General features: G+C 40.9%; 17 protein-coding genes. 10 read left to right on the top strand and 7 right to left on the bottom strand.

What is annotated here, in order from left to right:
- Window positions 1-49 precede the first annotated feature (49 nt).
- The 4 genes from FH971_RS10135 to FH971_RS10150 all read left to right on the top strand — a co-directional run bounded on the left by FH971_RS10135 (window position 50) and on the right by FH971_RS10150 (window position 2816).
- Entirely contained in the window at window positions 50-691 is a 642-nt protein-coding gene (locus FH971_RS10135) for a peroxiredoxin (protein WP_137227090.1), read from the top strand.
- Between the two features lie 66 nt (window positions 692-757).
- Complete coding sequence (locus FH971_RS10140; protein WP_140234223.1) at window positions 758-1627, top strand: MBL fold metallo-hydrolase; 870 nt, start codon at window positions 758-760, stop codon at window positions 1625-1627.
- Between the two features lie 17 nt (window positions 1628-1644).
- A complete protein-coding gene (locus FH971_RS10145; protein ID WP_206194414.1) occupies window positions 1645-2397 on the top strand; it encodes a sulfite exporter TauE/SafE family protein in 753 nt (250 codons plus the stop codon).
- Between the two features lie 14 nt (window positions 2398-2411).
- Complete coding sequence (locus tag FH971_RS10150) at window positions 2412-2816, top strand: rhodanese-like domain-containing protein (RefSeq protein WP_137227088.1); 405 nt, start codon at window positions 2412-2414, stop codon at window positions 2814-2816.
- 118 nt (window positions 2817-2934) lie between these two features.
- Here FH971_RS10150 and FH971_RS10155 read toward each other — a convergent pair whose 3' ends face one another.
- From FH971_RS10155 to FH971_RS10165, 3 genes are all read right to left on the bottom strand, one after another.
- Window positions 2935-3801: an MBL fold metallo-hydrolase gene (locus FH971_RS10155; RefSeq protein WP_137227087.1), complete on the bottom strand. Its 867-nt coding sequence runs from the start codon at window positions 3799-3801 to the stop codon at window positions 2935-2937.
- A 280-nt stretch (window positions 3802-4081) separates the two neighbouring features.
- Window positions 4082-4738 (bottom strand): Tll0287-like domain-containing protein, encoded by a 657-nt coding sequence (locus FH971_RS10160; protein WP_137227086.1) that lies wholly within the window; start codon window positions 4736-4738, stop codon window positions 4082-4084.
- Window positions 4738-6024: an NAD(P)/FAD-dependent oxidoreductase gene (locus FH971_RS10165; protein ID WP_140234224.1), complete on the bottom strand. Its 1287-nt coding sequence runs from the start codon at window positions 6022-6024 to the stop codon at window positions 4738-4740. Before FH971_RS10165 ends, FH971_RS10160 begins: the two co-directional genes overlap by 1 nt.
- A gap of 265 nt (window positions 6025-6289) precedes the next feature.
- Between FH971_RS10165 and FH971_RS10170 the strand changes: the two genes are divergently transcribed.
- On the top strand, window positions 6290-7606 hold the full coding sequence (locus FH971_RS10170) for a sigma-54 interaction domain-containing protein (protein WP_206194415.1): 1317 nt from the start codon (window positions 6290-6292) through the stop codon (window positions 7604-7606).
- 26 nt (window positions 7607-7632) lie between these two features.
- Here FH971_RS10170 and FH971_RS10175 read toward each other — a convergent pair whose 3' ends face one another.
- From FH971_RS10175 to FH971_RS10190, 4 genes are all read right to left on the bottom strand, one after another.
- On the bottom strand, window positions 7633-8187 hold the full coding sequence (locus FH971_RS10175; protein ID WP_140234225.1) for a NifB/NifX family molybdenum-iron cluster-binding protein: 555 nt from the start codon (window positions 8185-8187) through the stop codon (window positions 7633-7635).
- The gene (locus tag FH971_RS10180) at window positions 8184-8477 is read right to left on the bottom strand and encodes a DUF134 domain-containing protein (protein WP_137227083.1); all 294 of its coding nucleotides are present in this window, start codon (window positions 8475-8477) and stop codon (window positions 8184-8186) included. The genes FH971_RS10175 and FH971_RS10180 overlap by 4 nt, the downstream gene beginning before the upstream one ends.
- 181 nt (window positions 8478-8658) lie before the next feature.
- A complete protein-coding gene (locus tag FH971_RS10185) occupies window positions 8659-9915 on the bottom strand; it encodes a Y-family DNA polymerase (protein ID WP_140234226.1) in 1257 nt (418 codons plus the stop codon).
- Between the two features lie 6 nt (window positions 9916-9921).
- A complete protein-coding gene (locus tag FH971_RS10190) occupies window positions 9922-10335 on the bottom strand; it encodes a LexA family protein (protein WP_137227081.1) in 414 nt (137 codons plus the stop codon).
- A 355-nt stretch (window positions 10336-10690) separates the two neighbouring features.
- Between FH971_RS10190 and FH971_RS10195 the strand changes: the two genes are divergently transcribed.
- The 5 genes from FH971_RS10195 (at window position 10691) to FH971_RS10215 (ending at window position 16534) form a co-directional block, all read left to right on the top strand.
- The gene (locus FH971_RS10195; RefSeq protein WP_140234227.1) at window positions 10691-11803 is read left to right on the top strand and encodes an MlaE family ABC transporter permease; all 1113 of its coding nucleotides are present in this window, start codon (window positions 10691-10693) and stop codon (window positions 11801-11803) included.
- Window positions 11804-11805: 2 nt separating this feature from the next.
- Entirely contained in the window at window positions 11806-12570 is a 765-nt protein-coding gene (locus FH971_RS10200; protein ID WP_137227079.1) for an ABC transporter ATP-binding protein, read from the top strand.
- Window positions 12567-13550: an MlaD family protein gene (locus tag FH971_RS10205; protein WP_140234228.1), complete on the top strand. Its 984-nt coding sequence runs from the start codon at window positions 12567-12569 to the stop codon at window positions 13548-13550. Before FH971_RS10200 ends, FH971_RS10205 begins: the two co-directional genes overlap by 4 nt.
- 19 nt (window positions 13551-13569) lie before the next feature.
- On the top strand, window positions 13570-14154 hold the full coding sequence (locus tag FH971_RS10210) for a PqiC family protein (RefSeq protein WP_167496005.1): 585 nt from the start codon (window positions 13570-13572) through the stop codon (window positions 14152-14154).
- A gap of 310 nt (window positions 14155-14464) precedes the next feature.
- Window positions 14465-16534 (top strand): M13 family metallopeptidase, encoded by a 2070-nt coding sequence (locus FH971_RS10215; RefSeq protein ID WP_140234230.1) that lies wholly within the window; start codon window positions 14465-14467, stop codon window positions 16532-16534.
- The last annotated feature ends 43 nt before the right edge of the window (window positions 16535-16577 follow it).

Raw genomic sequence — 16577 nt, forward strand, 5'->3', positions numbered from 1 at the left:
TATTTTACAGATTGAAACTAATTTAACTTAACCTTATTGGAGTAATTACATGACTGATTCAATCGTTTCTTTTCCACAATTAAACCGCCCTGCACCTGCATTTAATACCAAGACTACACATGGTATGCGTTCACTTACTGACTATAAAGGTAAGTGGTTAGTATTGTTCTCACACCCTGCTGATTTTACACCCGTTTGTACTACAGAATTTATGGGGTTTGCGCAACGTGCTGAAGAGTTCGCTCAACTTAATACCGAATTATTAGGTCTATCTATCGACAGTATTCATTCACACATTGCTTGGGTACGAAACATTGAAGAAAACTTCGGTGTTGAAATTACTTTCCCTATTATTTCTGACCTATCAATGGCCGTTGCTAAAGCTTATGGAATGATCCAACCCGGCGCCAGTGATACCGCCGCTGTTCGTGCAACCTTCATTATCGATCCTGAAGGTATATTACGTGCAATGGTGTATTACCCAATGAGCAATGGTCGCTCTGTTGATGAATTCGTTCGTTTAGTTAAAGCATTGCAAACCAGTGATGCAAATGGTGTTGCAACTCCAGAAAACTGGCAGCCTGGCGATCAAGTCATTGTACCGCCACCAGCAACAACTGCTGATGCAAAAGCCCGTTTAGACGAAGGATATGAATACACAGATTGGTATTTCAGTAAAAAATCACTTTAATTTTTTACCTGCACAGGGATACCAATCCCTGTGTCTTCTTTATATAGGATTGATAGGAGATTCGTGATGAATTCGACTTTTAGTGTCCATGAGTTTTTAGATGAAGACAGTGAAACATTTACCTATGTTGTTGCCGATAATGCGACTTCATATGCAGTGATTATTGATCCTGTTTTAGACTTCGATTATAAATCTGGCCGTACTGATACCCGCAGTGCACAGCGTGTTTTACATTGGATTGAACGTCAAAACTTGACGGTTCAATGGATATTAGAAACTCACGCCCATGCTGATCATTTATCTGCCGCAAGTTTTCTGCGTGATAAAATTGGCTGTAAAATTGGTATTGGTCAGCACATCACTAAAGTACAAGATACCTTTAAAACAATTTTTAACTTAGAGGCTGATTTCCTTCCTAATGGCAGCCAATTTGATCGTCTATTTAATAATAATGATCTCTTACAACTAGGTAATACCTCGATCCGCATTATGCACACACCGGGTCATACTCCAGCCGATTTAGCTTATATTGTGAATGAACAAGCCGCTTTTGTTGGCGATACTATGTTTATGCCCGATGTGGGTACCGCTAGATGTGATTTCCCAGGAGGTGATGTCAACACCTTATTCGATTCAATTCAAACCATATTCAGCTTGCCTGATACAACCGATATTTACGTATGTCATGACTATCCTACTGAAGGTCGAGACCACCAATTTAAAACCCAAGTAAGCCTGCAAAAACAACATAATATTCATGTTAATAATAAGGTATCAAAAGCAGACTTTGTTGCACTTCGTGAAAAACGAGATGCCACCTTACCTATGCCAAGGCTAATAATTCCGGCAATACAGGTAAACATTCGAGCAGGACAAATGCCAGCGGCAGAAGACAATGGCACTGTGTATTTAAAAATCCCCATTAATCTACTTTAAGCCTAAGAGTAATCAAGATGATACAAGCAATCATAGGTGCATTATTAATAGGTTTAGTGCTGAGCATGTTGGGTTCTGGTGGCTCAATTCTTACGGTTCCAGTGTTGCTATATCTCATTGGTATGCAGCCAGAATTAGCGATTGCCTCATCATTATGCATCGTTGGTGCAATCAGTGTAGTCAGTAGTATTGGGTTTATTAAACAAAAAAAGGTCTCTTGGCCTCATGTTTTTTTGTTTGGGTTACCTGGTATGGCAGGCACTTATATAGGTGCATGGGCAAGTACCTTTTTCAATAGTGACATACAGCTCAAGGTGTTTGTGGTTTTGATGCTCGTTGGCGCGGTAATGATGTGGCGTAATCAATCTGGCAGATGTAAAGCAGGCACCAAGCTGAATATCGTTAAAATCCTGACACAAGGATTGGCTGTGGGTGTCGTCACTGGCTTTGTGGGTGTCGGCGGTGGTTTTCTCATTGTGCCAGCACTGGTATTGCTTGGTGGTATTGAAATGTGGCTGGCCATTGGCACTAGCTTATTGATTATTTCGATGAACTCACTGATTGGTTTTGTTAAATATTACAGTTTGCTTTCAGACAAAGGGCTTCAATTTGATTGGTCGGTTATTGGCATCATGATTGCTGGCGGACTTGTAGGCAGCATGGCTGGTCAATGGGTAAGCCAGTATGTTCCTAAAGCCATTTTACAAAAAGTATTTGCGGTCTTTTTGGTGTTAATGGCGATATTTATTTTTATTAAATCTGTTATTTAATTCTTGAGGTAAACATGAAAACAGCTAGACAGTACATTAGTGATATCAAAGCGAATATCCTCGAAGTGACAACTCAAGAGTTACTCACTGCAATGCTTAACCCTGAAGCCGTTATTATTGATGTTCGTGAACATGAAGAGTTTATCACTGGCCATGTTGAAGGGGCGGTGAATTTTCCTCGCGGCGTATTAGAGATGAAAATACAAGAACACCCTTTGGTGAGTCATCACTGTGAAGCATCAATGGCATTAGAAGAGTTAGCAAACAAGGATATTTACCTTATTTGTCGTTCTGGTGGACGCTCCGCACTTGCTGCTGAATCATTGCAGAATATGGGCTTTAGCAGACCTCTTTCTGTAGCCGGTGGTATGATGCAATGGCAACAGGATGGTTTTCCGTTGGTGAGTTATAAGGCCTAAAGTAATACAACACGAACCGGGTTATGCTGGTTCGTGTTAGTTGCTAACATTAGTTAATTGTATTAGTTGGTGATATTAGTTTGTTATATTAGTTGGTTATCTTGGTTATTCTCGAGTATTACAACTGATTAAGCGGTATTTTAAGGTAATAGTTACCGGTAGCTTCTGCTGGAGGCATATTGCCTGCACGAATATTAAATTGTATTACGGGCAATAATAAAGGCTGGATATCTGAATCAACATGGCGTTGCTGATGTAACTTAACAAACTCAGCAAGGGTTGCTTTACCACCAACCACACTGTTATAACGTTTTTGCGCTATAACGGATGTTTCTAACACCTCATCGGCGCGTTTTTCTGCAAGCTTATTATGTCCGACGAACACCCGAGTACAATTTGGCAATGCCAATATTCGCTGAATGGAATGGTATAAAGTGGTTGTGCTGCTATCTGGAAAGTCTACATTTACAGTACCCAACTCTGGGGTTGATAAGGTATCGCCGACAAACACGGCATCTTCAATAAGATAACTTACACAGGCAGGTGTATGCCCAGGTGTATACATGATATGAATATCTAAATGACCCAGTTTAATGAGTTCTTCATCGGTAAACAGTTGATCAAACTGTTCACCATTGCACTTAAAACTGTCATCTAAATTAAGTAATCGTTTAAAGGTATGCTGAATTTGGGTAATGTGTTCGCCAATACCTGTCATCCCCCCACGTTGTTTCTTGATATAACACGCAGCTGACACATGATCACAATGAGCATGAGTTTCTAAAATCCATTCAATTTCAAATCCATTATTGTCAATATGATCTATGATGCTATCGGCAAAACCAGTGCTTATTGTGCCAGATGCTATATCAAAATCTAAAACAGGATCAATAACCGCACTTTGACAAGTCGCAAGATCGGTCACCACATAGGTAACTGTATGGCTAGCTGGATGATAAAAAGGATCAATCCGGATTTTACTCATGACAAATTAACTCCCAACAAAATACATAATGCATTTGTTAGATAACACTTCAGATAAAAATTAACCTACATTTGCAACATCATTTCGACAACGACGGTGAAGGCTTAATTACGACAGCTTAATATTAAATTAAATCATTATCATAAACTGCGCATGACGTCGCAATAAGTAGCAAATAACGACACGATAATGAAATGTGTATGACTTAGGTTTGGTGTAGTAGGGCTTAACAGCAGTTAAGCCCTACGTAACACTAGGATATTCTATTCATGCATTAATTCTATTGTTTCAGCTTTGTTGTAGTTGTCATCGATTGAGCTGGATTACTGATCACCTTTTGCAATGAAAATGCCCCGCGAATATCACCTAGAGCAAAGTTAACTGCTTTATCATTTGGGTAGGTTTTGTTTATCAATGCACTCACGTCAGGTTCAACATTGCTACCATGACAACCTAAGCATAATTCCTGAGTCGGTATTGCTTTCATATAACGAAAATGGGTTTCCCCATCATTGACAATATATTCACTCGCAATGATGGGTTTATCAGCAGCCTGTTGCCCTGAAGCGTTAATAACTTCAAATTTTTGTAATTGGGTTAACTCCCAAGCATCAGGCGTATTTTCTGAATTACGCATCCGTAAACTGGTGCGCTTCAGTGTCCATCCTTCTTTAGCGTTCTCAGCGGCAATGGCTGGCGCGACAGAGTGACACACCGACACGGCATTAATTAATCCACCTTGTTTAATTGCTGCTTTTAACTGGCCTTTTAATGCTTGGCTAAAGTCAGCAATACGTTGGTTAGCTTGTTGTTCAAGTGTTTGCTGCTCAGTGAGTGATTCAGCCTGCCCTATTGTCGAAATACTCATAAACATGATTAGCCCAGTCATTTGGCCAGACTTTATCCATGAGTTAGTTTGTTTGTGTGTTAAGCGCATTATTCGTCATCCTTTGTTTCTAGTCGAGTTATCCCCATGAGTTTGAGGCCATATTTTTCATAAAGTGGTTCACTACTTCCGGTTTTCATTTTACGTAAAAAATATTTCTCAAAACCAATTTTAGCTAAATGTGCCCATTTACCTTTAGCAAACCATGACACATTCCTTGGGGCTATTTGTGGGATAGCCACGAATACCGCACCAGTGTCCCCCATGTCAGCAATACAAATCGCATTCCAAGTCCCTTTACTTTTAGGTGCAACATTTTCAACAATAATGCTATGCAGGTTATGGGCTATGGCGGTCATCATTGACTCGATCATATATCCTGTTTTAGGCATTCCCGTTGGTACTGGAGTCACTTCTGCAGGCGGAATTGCGACACAAACCCCTCCCGCAAAAATATTGTTAAATCTTGGTGATTGTTGATGCTCGTCTGTAATGACAAAACCTTTGACATTGCATAAACCTTCTACATTGGCGACGGCATCAATACCGGCAAACGGTGGAATTAACATTGCGTGATTAAATGGCAGTGAGTGTGAAAGGTAAAGATCTCCTTTACGATCTAGTTCAGATATGTGCATGGTTCCTTGTTCAATATTGTCGACACTCGCGTTACATATCCATTTAATATCTCGCTGACGTAACTCAGATTCGAGCATTGATTTTGAATCACCAACACCGTCTAGTCCTAAATGACCCACATAAGGCTCACTGGTGACAAAATGAATTGGCACTTTATTCCTGATACCTGCATCACGTAATACTTTGTCTAATATGAACACATATTCATAAGCTGGTCCAAAACAACTGGCACCTTGAAATGACCCCACTATCACTGGACCTGGTTTTGCTAATAGCTTATCTACATCGATTTTGCAGGTTAACGCATGTTCCAGTGAACATACTGATTGAGTAAAGTGTTCTGGCCCTGCTCCAGGTATGGTGTTAAACGCCAACTTAGGTCCTGTGGCAATGACTAAATAGTCATAGTCAATAATGCCATTATCAGCGGTAATCAGTTGGTTTTGTTCAGCATCAATTTGAGTGACAAAAGCACATTTAAAATCAATATCTTTTTTAGCCAAATATTTTGCTATTGGTATAGATATCGCTTCGGGTTCTCGCCAACCCACTGCAACCCAAGGATTAGACGGTACAAAGCGGAAGTTTTCACGCTCATTAACCATTAACACCTGATGATTTTTACCTAGGATATCTTTAATTTCATACGCAGCAGGCATACCACCAGTACCTGCGCCAAGCACGACAACCTTCGCCATTGAGTATTCTCCCCATTTTATGTTCTACTAACCAATATGGTCAGGAAACATATAACAAGATGAATACAAACCTTGTGCCAGATCACACAAATAATATAAATACAATATAATCAGCTAGTTAAAATACATTGATATTTATATGATGCACATGCTAGGTTATAAAGTGACAAATATGACATTGCTGTGACAATTATCGTGTTAGATTGTGCTAAAAATGTCATTTAGATATTAACGGCTAGATGCGTACTGCAAACGAGAGCAATAAATGAATAACACTACTGTTGTGCAATCCATGATCAACGCGATTGATAAACCAGCGATATTTATTTCACCTGATTATGTTATTCATGCTGTTAATCAAGCCTATATAGAAACCTACGACACCCAAGTTATTTTAGGTCAAAGTCGCTGTCATCAGATATCACATCATAGTGACGAACCTTGTGATAAACATGGCGAAGAGTGTCCGCTACAACAATGCCAAAGCACGCAAAGGGCTGCCAATGCGGTGCATATTCATAGCACCGCACAGGGTAAGTCATATTGCGATATTTTAATGAAACCCATTAAAGACAGCAGTGGAGAAATATTAGGGTTTCTGGAGATTTTAGATGCTATCGATTATGCGTCAACAGAATCTAAAAAAGGCACCATGGTGGGTCAGTCTGCGCCATTTAAACAAATGCTCAACAGAATTAACCGAGCATCTCAATCCAGCATTGCTGTGCTATTACAAGGTGAAACTGGTGCAGGTAAAGAATTAGTCGCCAAAGCAGTGCATCAGGCCAGTAGCCGAAATGATAAACCGTTTGTGGTCATTGAATGTACCGGACTCAGTGAAAACCTATTTGAAAGTGAATTATTTGGTTACGAAAAAGGTGCCTTTACCGGCGCAACAACCAGTAAAAAGGGTCTGATTGAGATAGCCCATGGTGGTACGGTATTTTTTGATGAAATTGGTGATGTTCCGTTGAACATGCAAGTAAAATTGCTTAGGTTACTCGAAACCCAATGTTATCGAGCCGTCGGCGGATTAAAACAAAAACGCTCTGACTTTAGATTAGTCAGTGCTAGTCATAAAAATTTATTGGATTTGGTTGAAAAAGGTGAATTTAGACGTGATCTATATTATCGCATTGCAGGATTTCCCATTTACTTACCCTCGTTACGTGAACGCCATGATGACATTCCAGGACTCGTTAAGCATTTTATAAAGTATTCTGAATACAAACATAAAAAGTTTTCGGTCAATGCTTTAACTTTACTTAGCCGCTATGCATTCCCTGGTAATATTCGGGAATTAAAAAATATTATTGAACAAGCGGCACTGATAGCCAACGAAGATACTATCCACAGCAATGATTTACCTGAAAGTGTACAACTAACAGTAACAAGTGATGTCGTTAACACCAATACAGACACAGAAATAGTGACTTTAGATGACATGGAGTGTGCATATCTTTCTCAAATATGCTCGCAATATCAGGGATCACCAGCTGAGTTAGCCATAACACTGAATATTAGTGTGCGTACTTTATATCGTAAATTACAGCGCTATGGCTTAAAGCTTACAACGCTGTAATAACAATATCTCCACCATCGTTATCATTAATGATGATGATGCATTATTGAGTGCTTTTTACAGCAACGTTTCATTGTAGCTGTTTCATTTGCCAATTCAGATTCAGACTCGCAGCAACGTTTATGTGTCCCCGAGTCAGATTGATTATGGCAGCCTTCCTCACCATGCGCATGATGTTCATGCTCATGTTCATGGTTACAACAACCACCATTGGCCTTCTTAGCAATATTATTGATTGATGGACGCCCCTGACTTGCCTCGGTAAATGGCTCACAGTCTGCTAAATTAGCACCTGCAAAATACTCTATTGCTGTGCGACCATTTTTTGCATGAAATACACTCAATTGTTGGCTTAATAATTTAGATAACAGTTGTTGACCAATGTTACGCACGATGACGCGATCCGCTCCATTTGCCAGTATCATACTGACTAATTGTTGCTTACCCTCACATCCTTCAGCTAACGCTGGGTTCACAAAGCGCCCTTTTACTTGGCCTTGCTCATCGATAAATAGCATCTCATCGGCACGACTAAAGTGGTTGGCAATATGTTGATCTTTCATTGGTATGGCGGTAATCATAATTTCTCCTCATGTGCATTTTGCATTAACAACGCTTTACCATTGGTTAAGCAGTCCATTAATTTAAAACGCGCAAGCTTAAGTACATTAGCTAACGTTTGACGTGACACTCCCATTTGAATAGCCGCTTGTTGCTGTTGCATTTTTAACAAGTCAACTAAACGCAATGCTTCAAACTCATCGCTATCCATTGCAATGTTTTCAAGTTTGTCCATCGGAATACCATTGGGCTTGAAACAGCTTTTAGCTGGTCCCCCACAAATTGTTCGCTGAATTTTCGGTCTTGACATAATCAACTCATGTTTGTTGGCATATGCTATATATACACCTATAAATGGCATATGCCAATTATAGTTTGTATTTTGTGATCGATTGCACTCTTTATGTAAACATGATTTTTTTGTCCATAAATGGCTGTAAATATGGCTGATAAACAATCAATAATAACGAGTTATACTAATCTCAAAGCCCTTAGCATTTAATGCTTGGTAAGCATTTCCATTGGGTTGAATATTGAGGTGTGAGTAAATCACGGCGCATGGCCCATTTTTGTTGTGTCCCTTGAACGGCGAGAAACACCGTATCGCGTCCATATCGTTGGTTGATGCCGTCAAGCGTGTGCATCAAGGCATAATTGACTTTAGCGGTATTAAACAAATCAAATTGAAAGTTTTTCTCGCTGGCTAAATCAACCAAGCCCACACCAATTTTGTAATAGCGTACACCTTGGCGAAATAATCTAGGAGCGGCTTCTGTCATGGCTTTGGTGAGTTCAATGGTGCAATGGGTTGGACATGGAAAATGTGCGATAACTTTATAACTCACGGGTCGTTCGTCATGGGGCGAATTACTGGCAAACAACAACATGGTTTTGCAATGTGAGCCTTGTTGACGGGCTTTAGCGGCCGCAATGCCAACATGTTTACTCAGTGCTTGTAATAGCGATTCAACATCGCAAATGCGTTCACCCACGCTACGAGTGGAGAAAATTTGTTTCTTATCTGCCCTAGCCTCATCCCATTGTTTGCACACTTGGCCATTTAGCTCACGAACCGTGCGTTCGATTTCAATACTAAATTGTTTTCTCGCGAGACTCGGAGGCATGGAAGCGAGATCATGTGCGCTGCGAATGTTCATCAATTCAAGCTTTTTACTAATACGTCTGCCAATTCCCCATACCTCCTTTACGGCAAGTTGGCGTAAAATATCATTACGTTGCTGCGCTGTTTCGATAACGCACACACCTTTATACCCCGGTATTTTTTTAGCGGCGTGATTGGCAATTTTTGCTAAGGTTAACGTTTGCCCCATTCCCACACAAACCGCTAAACGGGCTTCTTTCCATACTGCTCGTCGGATTAACTGGCCTTGGGTATACAGACATTTGATAGCGGGATAACAATGTTTAAAAGAGAGGAAGCTTTCATCAATGGAATACACATGCTGCTCTGGCGCAAAACGGCCTATTATCGCCATCATTTTTGCTGATAAGTCGGCATAGAGCTCATAATTAGACGAACACACGATGACATTACGTTGAGCACATAATGCTTTAACTTGAAAATAGGGTAAAAACTTTTCAATACCGGCCTCTTTTGCTTGCCGGTTAGCCGCGACAATGCAGCCATCATTATTGCTCAGTACAATAATCGGTCTGCCGCGCCAATCAGGGCGAAAAACCTGTTCTGCACTACAATAAAATGCATTGGCATCGACTAAGGCAAACATTGTTATTTACCCTTTTTTGCTGATAAACAGTGGACTTTGACGATGACAACGAATTGAGCGGATCACCACACCTTCGATGCTAAAGTCATCATAGTCGCATATGGTTACGGGTAAATGTTGCTCATTAGATGACACCAACATTCGTCGTTGCATGTCGATAATTTTACACACAAACTCACCATTAAAATTAGCCACTATCACATCCCCGCTTTTTGCAGTTTCATGGCGATCAACAATCAATAAGTCACCATCGAATATTCCCACACCTTGCATCGACTCGCCTTCGGCTAAGCCGATAAAAGTGGAACTTGGATGCTGAACTAACATCTCATCAAGACTGAGGCTTAATTGAAGGTACTCGGCTGCAGGTGACTCAAAACCGGTAATGCCGGCACTGGCTGCAATGGGAATGACGCGCATATAACAACCTCCAATATGACACAGATACTGTATAAATAAACAGTATATATTAGCGTTAAATTTTGTCAGTGCAAGCTTATTTGATTTGAACCGAGACAAGCAGCAGTTATTTTCAATTGTTAGCGCCATTTTTATTGTCATCTACACGCGACCGCGCGCCATAACTCACTCATCTTCAATGCGGCAAAGCATCAATACATCAAAGTGATAGCTTCATTATTGATGAAATAATATGTCCAAGGTCAAAATATAATCAACGGGCTTGGTCTACACTGTTAACAGGAGCTAAAAACCAAGCTAACCTGTTTATAAAACAAACGAGTATACTTATTTAATATTGGCTCGGGGGTCTAGCATGACACTCGCAACATTCCATATCGACATGCACGATGATAATTGCTTACTGAACCTTGCTGGTGATTGGCAACTAGGCCAAGCACCGCTAGGCGCAGATATTTGTGCTGAGCTGCCATCGAATTGCCATAGTGTCACCTTAATTACCACAGAATTATCCCATTGGGATTCAAGTCTCGCTATTGCTCTATTACAGTTATCTCGCTGGTGTGAACAACATAAACTATCACTAGACACTCAACAAACACCTCAAGGGCTACAGCAATTACTGCAACTTGCTACCGATGTTGCTGTTTATCAACCAACTAATGAAGGTGCCATTGGCGGTCTGTGGCCGATGTTACGTCGTCAGCTTATTGTGCAAGGTTTGCAGGTACACGACGAATTAGTGTTTGTTGGCAATAGCACGCTTGCATTGGGAAACTGGTTAAAAGGTAAAGCCAGTACTCGCAGGAGTGATATTGTATTTTTCATCGAACAAGCTGGGCCTAAAGGCCTTGCTATTGTCACCTTAATTAGTCTGCTTGTAGGTATGATTTTGGCTTATTTAGGCTCGGTACAGCTGCGCCAATTAGGGGCTCAAGTGTATGTGGCTAACTTAGTGGCTATAGGGATGGTGCGGGAAATGGGCGCCCTTATGACAGGGGTTATTATGGCCGGCAGAACAGGGGCTGCTTATGCGGCACAATTAGGCACTATGCAGGTTAATGAAGAAATTGATGCATTGCGAGTAATGGGAATTTCGACCATGGAGTTTCTGGTTTTACCTCGATTGTTGGCATTGGTTTTCATCATGCCGTTAATGTGTATTTATTCTGATGTAATCGGCATGATTGGTGGTGCAATTGTTGCCAATGGAATGGGGGTTAGTTACACCCAATACATTTTGCAAACCCAAGTAGCCATTGATTGGGTAGACATTTCAGCCGGTTTAATAAAGAGTTTAATTTTTGGCTTTCTTATTGCGATTGCGGGTTGTCAGGCTGGGCTGCTTTGCGGTCGAGATTCTAATGCCGTTGGTTTAGCCACCACCAGCGCAGTGGTTAAGGCCATTGTCTTTCTCGTGGTTTCCGACGCTGCCCTCAATGTTTTATACGATAAATTAGGGATCTAATCATGGTTGATGATGCCTTTATCAGTGTACGTAATCTTACCGTCGGTTATGGCAGTACCGAGGTGCAAAAACAACTCAACTTCGACATTAACAAAAATGATATTTTTTTTGTTATTGGTGGCAGTGGTTGTGGCAAAACAACCTTGCTGAAATCGATGGTGGGATTACTTACACCACTAAAGGGTGAAGTACTCTATCAAGGCAAAAACTTTTATGAGGCAGATGAACCCGCACAGGTAGCAATGCTCAAAGATTGGGGCATTACCTTTCAAACAGGTGCGCTATTTTCGAGTATGTCACTTGGTGAAAATGTGGCTTTACCCTTGCAGCTCTATACCGACCTTTCTGAGCGACAAATAGCCGAAGCCGTTGCCTATAAGCTGGCATTAGTCGGCTTAGCTGGCTTCGAGAAGTTTTACCCTGCCGAGTTAAGTGGCGGTATGCACAAACGCGCAGGATTAGCGCGCGCACTCGCATTAGACCCTCAACTGTTATTTTTTGATGAACCCTCTGCAGGTTTAGACCCTATTAGTTCAATGCGTTTAGATCAATTGATCGTGCAAATATGCCAAGCGCTAGACTCTACCGTGATCATTGTGTCCCACGAGTTACCCAGTATATTGTCGATCGGCACCCGCTGTGTGTTTCTGGATAATCAAACCAATACGATGCTCGATTGTGGTGACCCTCGAGAATTAAAGATACACAGTAATCAGCCTAGGGTTCGTCAATTTCTCAATCGCACCGAAAAATCGGAGATATCATGAGTAAAAGCCAACGACTTCCGCTTGCGATTGGTGCCTTTATTTTTGGCGCCATTATCTTAGTGTTTATTGCCCTGCTGTTCTTTTCTGGTGGGCGGTTATTTGCCGAAAAAGCGCCTGTAATCATGTATTTCAATAACTCAGTGCAAGGACTTCAGGTAGGTGCACCCGTTAAGTTAAAAGGCGTGATAATAGGTGAGATTAGTGATATTAGTATTAATTTCCCCAACGACAGTAGCTTAGGTGTCACAGCTGCTGTTCATGCTGATTTACTATTAAAACGCATCAACCTTAAAGGCACACAAGTTGGGGAAGAGTTTTTCTCTCACGCTATTGGAAACGGTTTACGTGCTCAGTTGAATTATCTTAGTTTATTAACCGGGCAACTCTATGTTGAACTGGATTTTTACCCTAGTAGCACGCCTATATTTCATGGCAAAAAAGACTCATTACTAGAGTTACCTACCATAGCCAATGATTTCGAATCATTGTCAAAAGATCTACAATCATTAAACTTAAAAAGTTTAGTGACCAATGTCGATAACTTGGCTATGCAACTCAGTGAGATTGCCGCCAGTGGCAAAATACAGCAAGCACTGGATGACTTCGACAGTGCCGCAAATGCTGTAAAAAAAACCGCTGTTAACATTGATAGCACTCAAGCTAAATTTGGTATAAAGACTGAAGTAGTATTGGCTAAACTCGATAGTTTACTGACACAGTTGAGTCTGGATGAACCTAAATTAGTAGAGTCACTCAACCAAAGTTTAATGGCATTACGCGATACCTTAACAAGCATTGAGCAACTTGCCACCCGAACTGGATATTCACTAGACCAAAACTCACCATTGTTAATTGAGTTAACCAACACATTAGAAGAGATCAGTCGCACAGCTCGATCGTTACGCAGTTTAAGTGAGACCTTAGATGAACAACCTGAGGCCATCATCCGAGGTAAAAAAACCATACCGTCAGGAGAATAATGTTATGGGGAAATATGGGATGAAATTAATTTCTTGGAGCGTTTGTCTATTGGTACTTAGCCAGCTCTGCGGTTGTCAAAGCTCACCGCCAAAACAGTACTTTGTGTTAACCGCACAACCTTCAGTGATAGAAGCAGGAAGTACATCACTCAAAAACGACATTGGTATCGGCCCTATCGACATCCCTGAGTACTTAAATTTCACTCAAATGGTCTATCAGCTTGAAGATGGCAGCCTGCAAAGAATAGGCAATAGCTATTGGGCCGAACCATTAGATCAAGGTATCAGCCGTATCATGAGTATGAATCTCAGCCAAAGCGATCATAGTCGTAAACTGGTGTTATTTCCCTGGCCAGTAGAAAATACTCCTCAGTACAGCGTAACAATAAAGATCATGACCTTAAATCGCGATAACAACAACGCTAGACTGAATGCCAATTGGGAACTTGTTGATAACCATGTAAACCGTCATATAACCCAGCAAAATTTCACCGCTATCACCAACGCAGGTACAACTGCCGCTGAAATGGTCACAGCCTACAGTGATTTATTGGCTCAATTATCTCAACAAATTGATAACGCGCTACAACAACTAACTGATTAACTGACTTAGTACCCGCTTTGATTTGTCTATAGGCTAAACATAACTAGGGGTTTAGAGGTGATGGGTATCTCAATAGCAATGTTCGATCAGGCAACTTGGATGTGCAATACCGCTCGCTTTATACAGCTTATTTATCGATACCCTGACATAGCCCTTTAAAGCGCTCGATTGACATTCATATCACTGGTGCAAAATTTGCTAACAATTCAAATGTTGACTATTTCTGTCACTCTTTCAATATAACAGAGTAAATAATTCTATAACTAAGCAAATAATTCTGTTCATACATTAGCTAAGGAACACGATAACAATGAAAAAATCCTTAATTGCGATTGGATTAACAACAGCACTATTAAGTGGTTGTGGCGTATCTGATACAAATAACACTCAGGCTGCGGCCGTGACCTCACCTGCTCCCGCTAAAGCAGAATTAGGTACTTTTGGTATTGATTTAACAGCACGCAACGAAGCCGTTAAACCAGGTGACGACTTCTTTATGTACGCAAGTGGTACTTGGTATGACAACTTTGTCATGCCTGCTGACAAAACCCGCTATGGTGCTTTTAATGCATTAGCAGAGCGCAGTGAAACACAAGTCAAAGCGATTATTGACGATATTGCCAGTCGCACAGATTTAAACGCCGAAGAACAACTCATTGCAGATTTTTACCATGCCTACATGGATACTGAGACCATTAATAAGTTAGGTATCACGCCTATTAAAGGCACCTTAGATCAAATTGCTGCAATTAATTCAACCAAAGAATTAACCAAGGTATTTGGTGAAGCATGGCTTACCGGAGCATCATCTCCTATTAACGGTGGCATGTGGTTTAATCGTTTAGACCCTAACCAATATGAAATGACTATTGGTGCGGGTGGTTTAGGTTTACCTGACCGGTCATATTATTTAGAAGACACAGAGCGTTTCAATAAAATCCGTAAAGCTTATGTCGAACACATCGCTAATATGCTTGCCTTTGCAGGTATAAAAGACGGTGAAAAACGTGCCGAAGCAATTCTTGCTCTTGAAACTAAAATTGCACAAGCACAATGGCCAAGAGAAAAACGTCGTGACCGTGATTTAACCTTAAACCAAATTAAACGTGAAGATCTTGCTAAACAATATCCAGGATTTGACTGGGATTTATATTTTGCACAAACAGGTTACCAAGTACCGCAGTTGAATATTTCGCAGCCAGAACCTGTTAAAGCAATGATAGGCTTAATTAATCAACAACCTCTCAATGTATGGCAAGACTATCTGACCTTCCACACCATCACCAATAACGCAGATCTACTGTCAGAAGACATTTTTAATAGTAACTTTGCATTTTATGGCAAGATATTAACGGGACAAGAGCAACCTCGCCCACGTTGGAAACGTGCCGTTGAAGAAATGTCGGGAACTCAATCATTAGGTTTTGCAATTGGTAAAGTATATGTGTCGCGTTATTTCCCCGAGTCATCTAAACAAAAAATGGCCGAGTTAGTTAACAATCTGCGTACGGCATTAGGTCAACGTATTGATGGTATAGATTGGATGGGTGCTGAAACTAAAGTGAATGCTCATGCTAAATTAGCTGCATTTACACCTAAAATTGGCTATCCCGATGTATGGCAACAATTTGATGGTTTAACCCTAACTAAAAATGACTTAGTAGGTGACATTAAACAGTTACGCCAATACTTCCAAGCCGACAGTGTTGCCAAAGAACTGGAAAAAACCGACCGTAACCGTTGGGGGATGACACCGCAAACGGTAAATGCATATTACAACAGCTCATTTAATGAGATTGTTTTCCCTGCGGCGATTTTACAACCACCATTTTTTGATCCAAACGCAGACGCCGCCGTTAACTATGGCAGTATTGGTGCGGTAATTGGTCACGAAATGGGTCATGGTTTTGATGATCAAGGCTCTAAGTCAGACGCCAACGGAATTCAACGTAACTGGTGGACCGACGAAGACCGCGCGGCTTTTGATGCCAAGACCAATAGGCTTGCAGAACAATACAGTCAATATGAGCCCATCCCGAATAACTTTGTCAACGGACGCAACAGCCTAGGTGAAAATATCGGTGATGTGGGTGGTATATCAATGGCATATCATGCCTACAAATTAAGTTTAAACGGTAAAGAAGCGCCGGTTATTGATGGCCTAACGGGTGATCAACGATTCTTTTTAGCATGGGCTCAAGTGTGGAAAGAAAAACGCACCGAGCAAAGTATGTTAAGTCAGTTACGTTCCGATCCTCATGCACCTGGTCGTTATCGCACCCTCGCCCCACGTAATCACGATGCGTGGTATAAAGCCTTTGATGTTAAACCCGGTGATAAGTTGTATTTGCCTGAAGATCAACGCGTACACATTTGGTAGAACATATTAAATAGCTAATATAGATTGATTCAATTAATTTGTT

Origin of the sequence: Shewanella polaris (assembly GCF_006385555.1) — a bacterium.
GTDB classification, from domain to species: Bacteria; Pseudomonadota; Gammaproteobacteria; order Enterobacterales; family Shewanellaceae; genus Shewanella; species Shewanella polaris.

Bases quoted from the DNA above. Each gene is read 5' to 3' on its own strand.
- FH971_RS10155 (WP_137227087.1), bottom strand. From the start codon at position 3,801: ATGAGTAAAATCCGGATTGATCCTTTTTATCATCCAGCTAGCCATACA.
- FH971_RS10145 (WP_206194414.1), top strand. From the start codon at position 1,645: ATGATACAAGCAATCATAGGTGCATTATTAATAGGTTTAGTGCTGAGC.
- FH971_RS10185 (WP_140234226.1), bottom strand. From the start codon at position 9,915: ATGTTTGCCTTAGTCGATGCCAATGCATTTTATTGTAGTGCAGAACAG.
- FH971_RS10205 (WP_140234228.1), top strand. From the start codon at position 12,567: ATGAGTAAAAGCCAACGACTTCCGCTTGCGATTGGTGCCTTTATTTTT.
- FH971_RS10215 (WP_140234230.1), top strand. From the start codon at position 14,465: ATGAAAAAATCCTTAATTGCGATTGGATTAACAACAGCACTATTAAGT.
- FH971_RS10175 (WP_140234225.1), bottom strand. From the start codon at position 8,187: ATGATTACCGCCATACCAATGAAAGATCAACATATTGCCAACCACTTT.
- FH971_RS10165 (WP_140234224.1), bottom strand. From the start codon at position 6,024: ATGGCGAAGGTTGTCGTGCTTGGCGCAGGTACTGGTGGTATGCCTGCT.
- FH971_RS10150 (WP_137227088.1), top strand. From the start codon at position 2,412: ATGAAAACAGCTAGACAGTACATTAGTGATATCAAAGCGAATATCCTC.
- FH971_RS10140 (WP_140234223.1), top strand. From the start codon at position 758: ATGAATTCGACTTTTAGTGTCCATGAGTTTTTAGATGAAGACAGTGAA.
- FH971_RS10170 (WP_206194415.1), top strand. From the start codon at position 6,290: ATGAATAACACTACTGTTGTGCAATCCATGATCAACGCGATTGATAAA.
- FH971_RS10210 (WP_167496005.1), top strand. From the start codon at position 13,570: ATGAAATTAATTTCTTGGAGCGTTTGTCTATTGGTACTTAGCCAGCTC.
- FH971_RS10200 (WP_137227079.1), top strand. From the start codon at position 11,806: ATGGTTGATGATGCCTTTATCAGTGTACGTAATCTTACCGTCGGTTAT.
- FH971_RS10160 (WP_137227086.1), bottom strand. From the start codon at position 4,738: ATGCGCTTAACACACAAACAAACTAACTCATGGATAAAGTCTGGCCAA.
- FH971_RS10135 (WP_137227090.1), top strand. From the start codon at position 50: ATGACTGATTCAATCGTTTCTTTTCCACAATTAAACCGCCCTGCACCT.
- FH971_RS10195 (WP_140234227.1), top strand. From the start codon at position 10,691: ATGACACTCGCAACATTCCATATCGACATGCACGATGATAATTGCTTA.
- FH971_RS10190 (WP_137227081.1), bottom strand. From the start codon at position 10,335: ATGCGCGTCATTCCCATTGCAGCCAGTGCCGGCATTACCGGTTTTGAG.
- FH971_RS10180 (WP_137227083.1), bottom strand. From the start codon at position 8,477: ATGTCAAGACCGAAAATTCAGCGAACAATTTGTGGGGGACCAGCTAAA.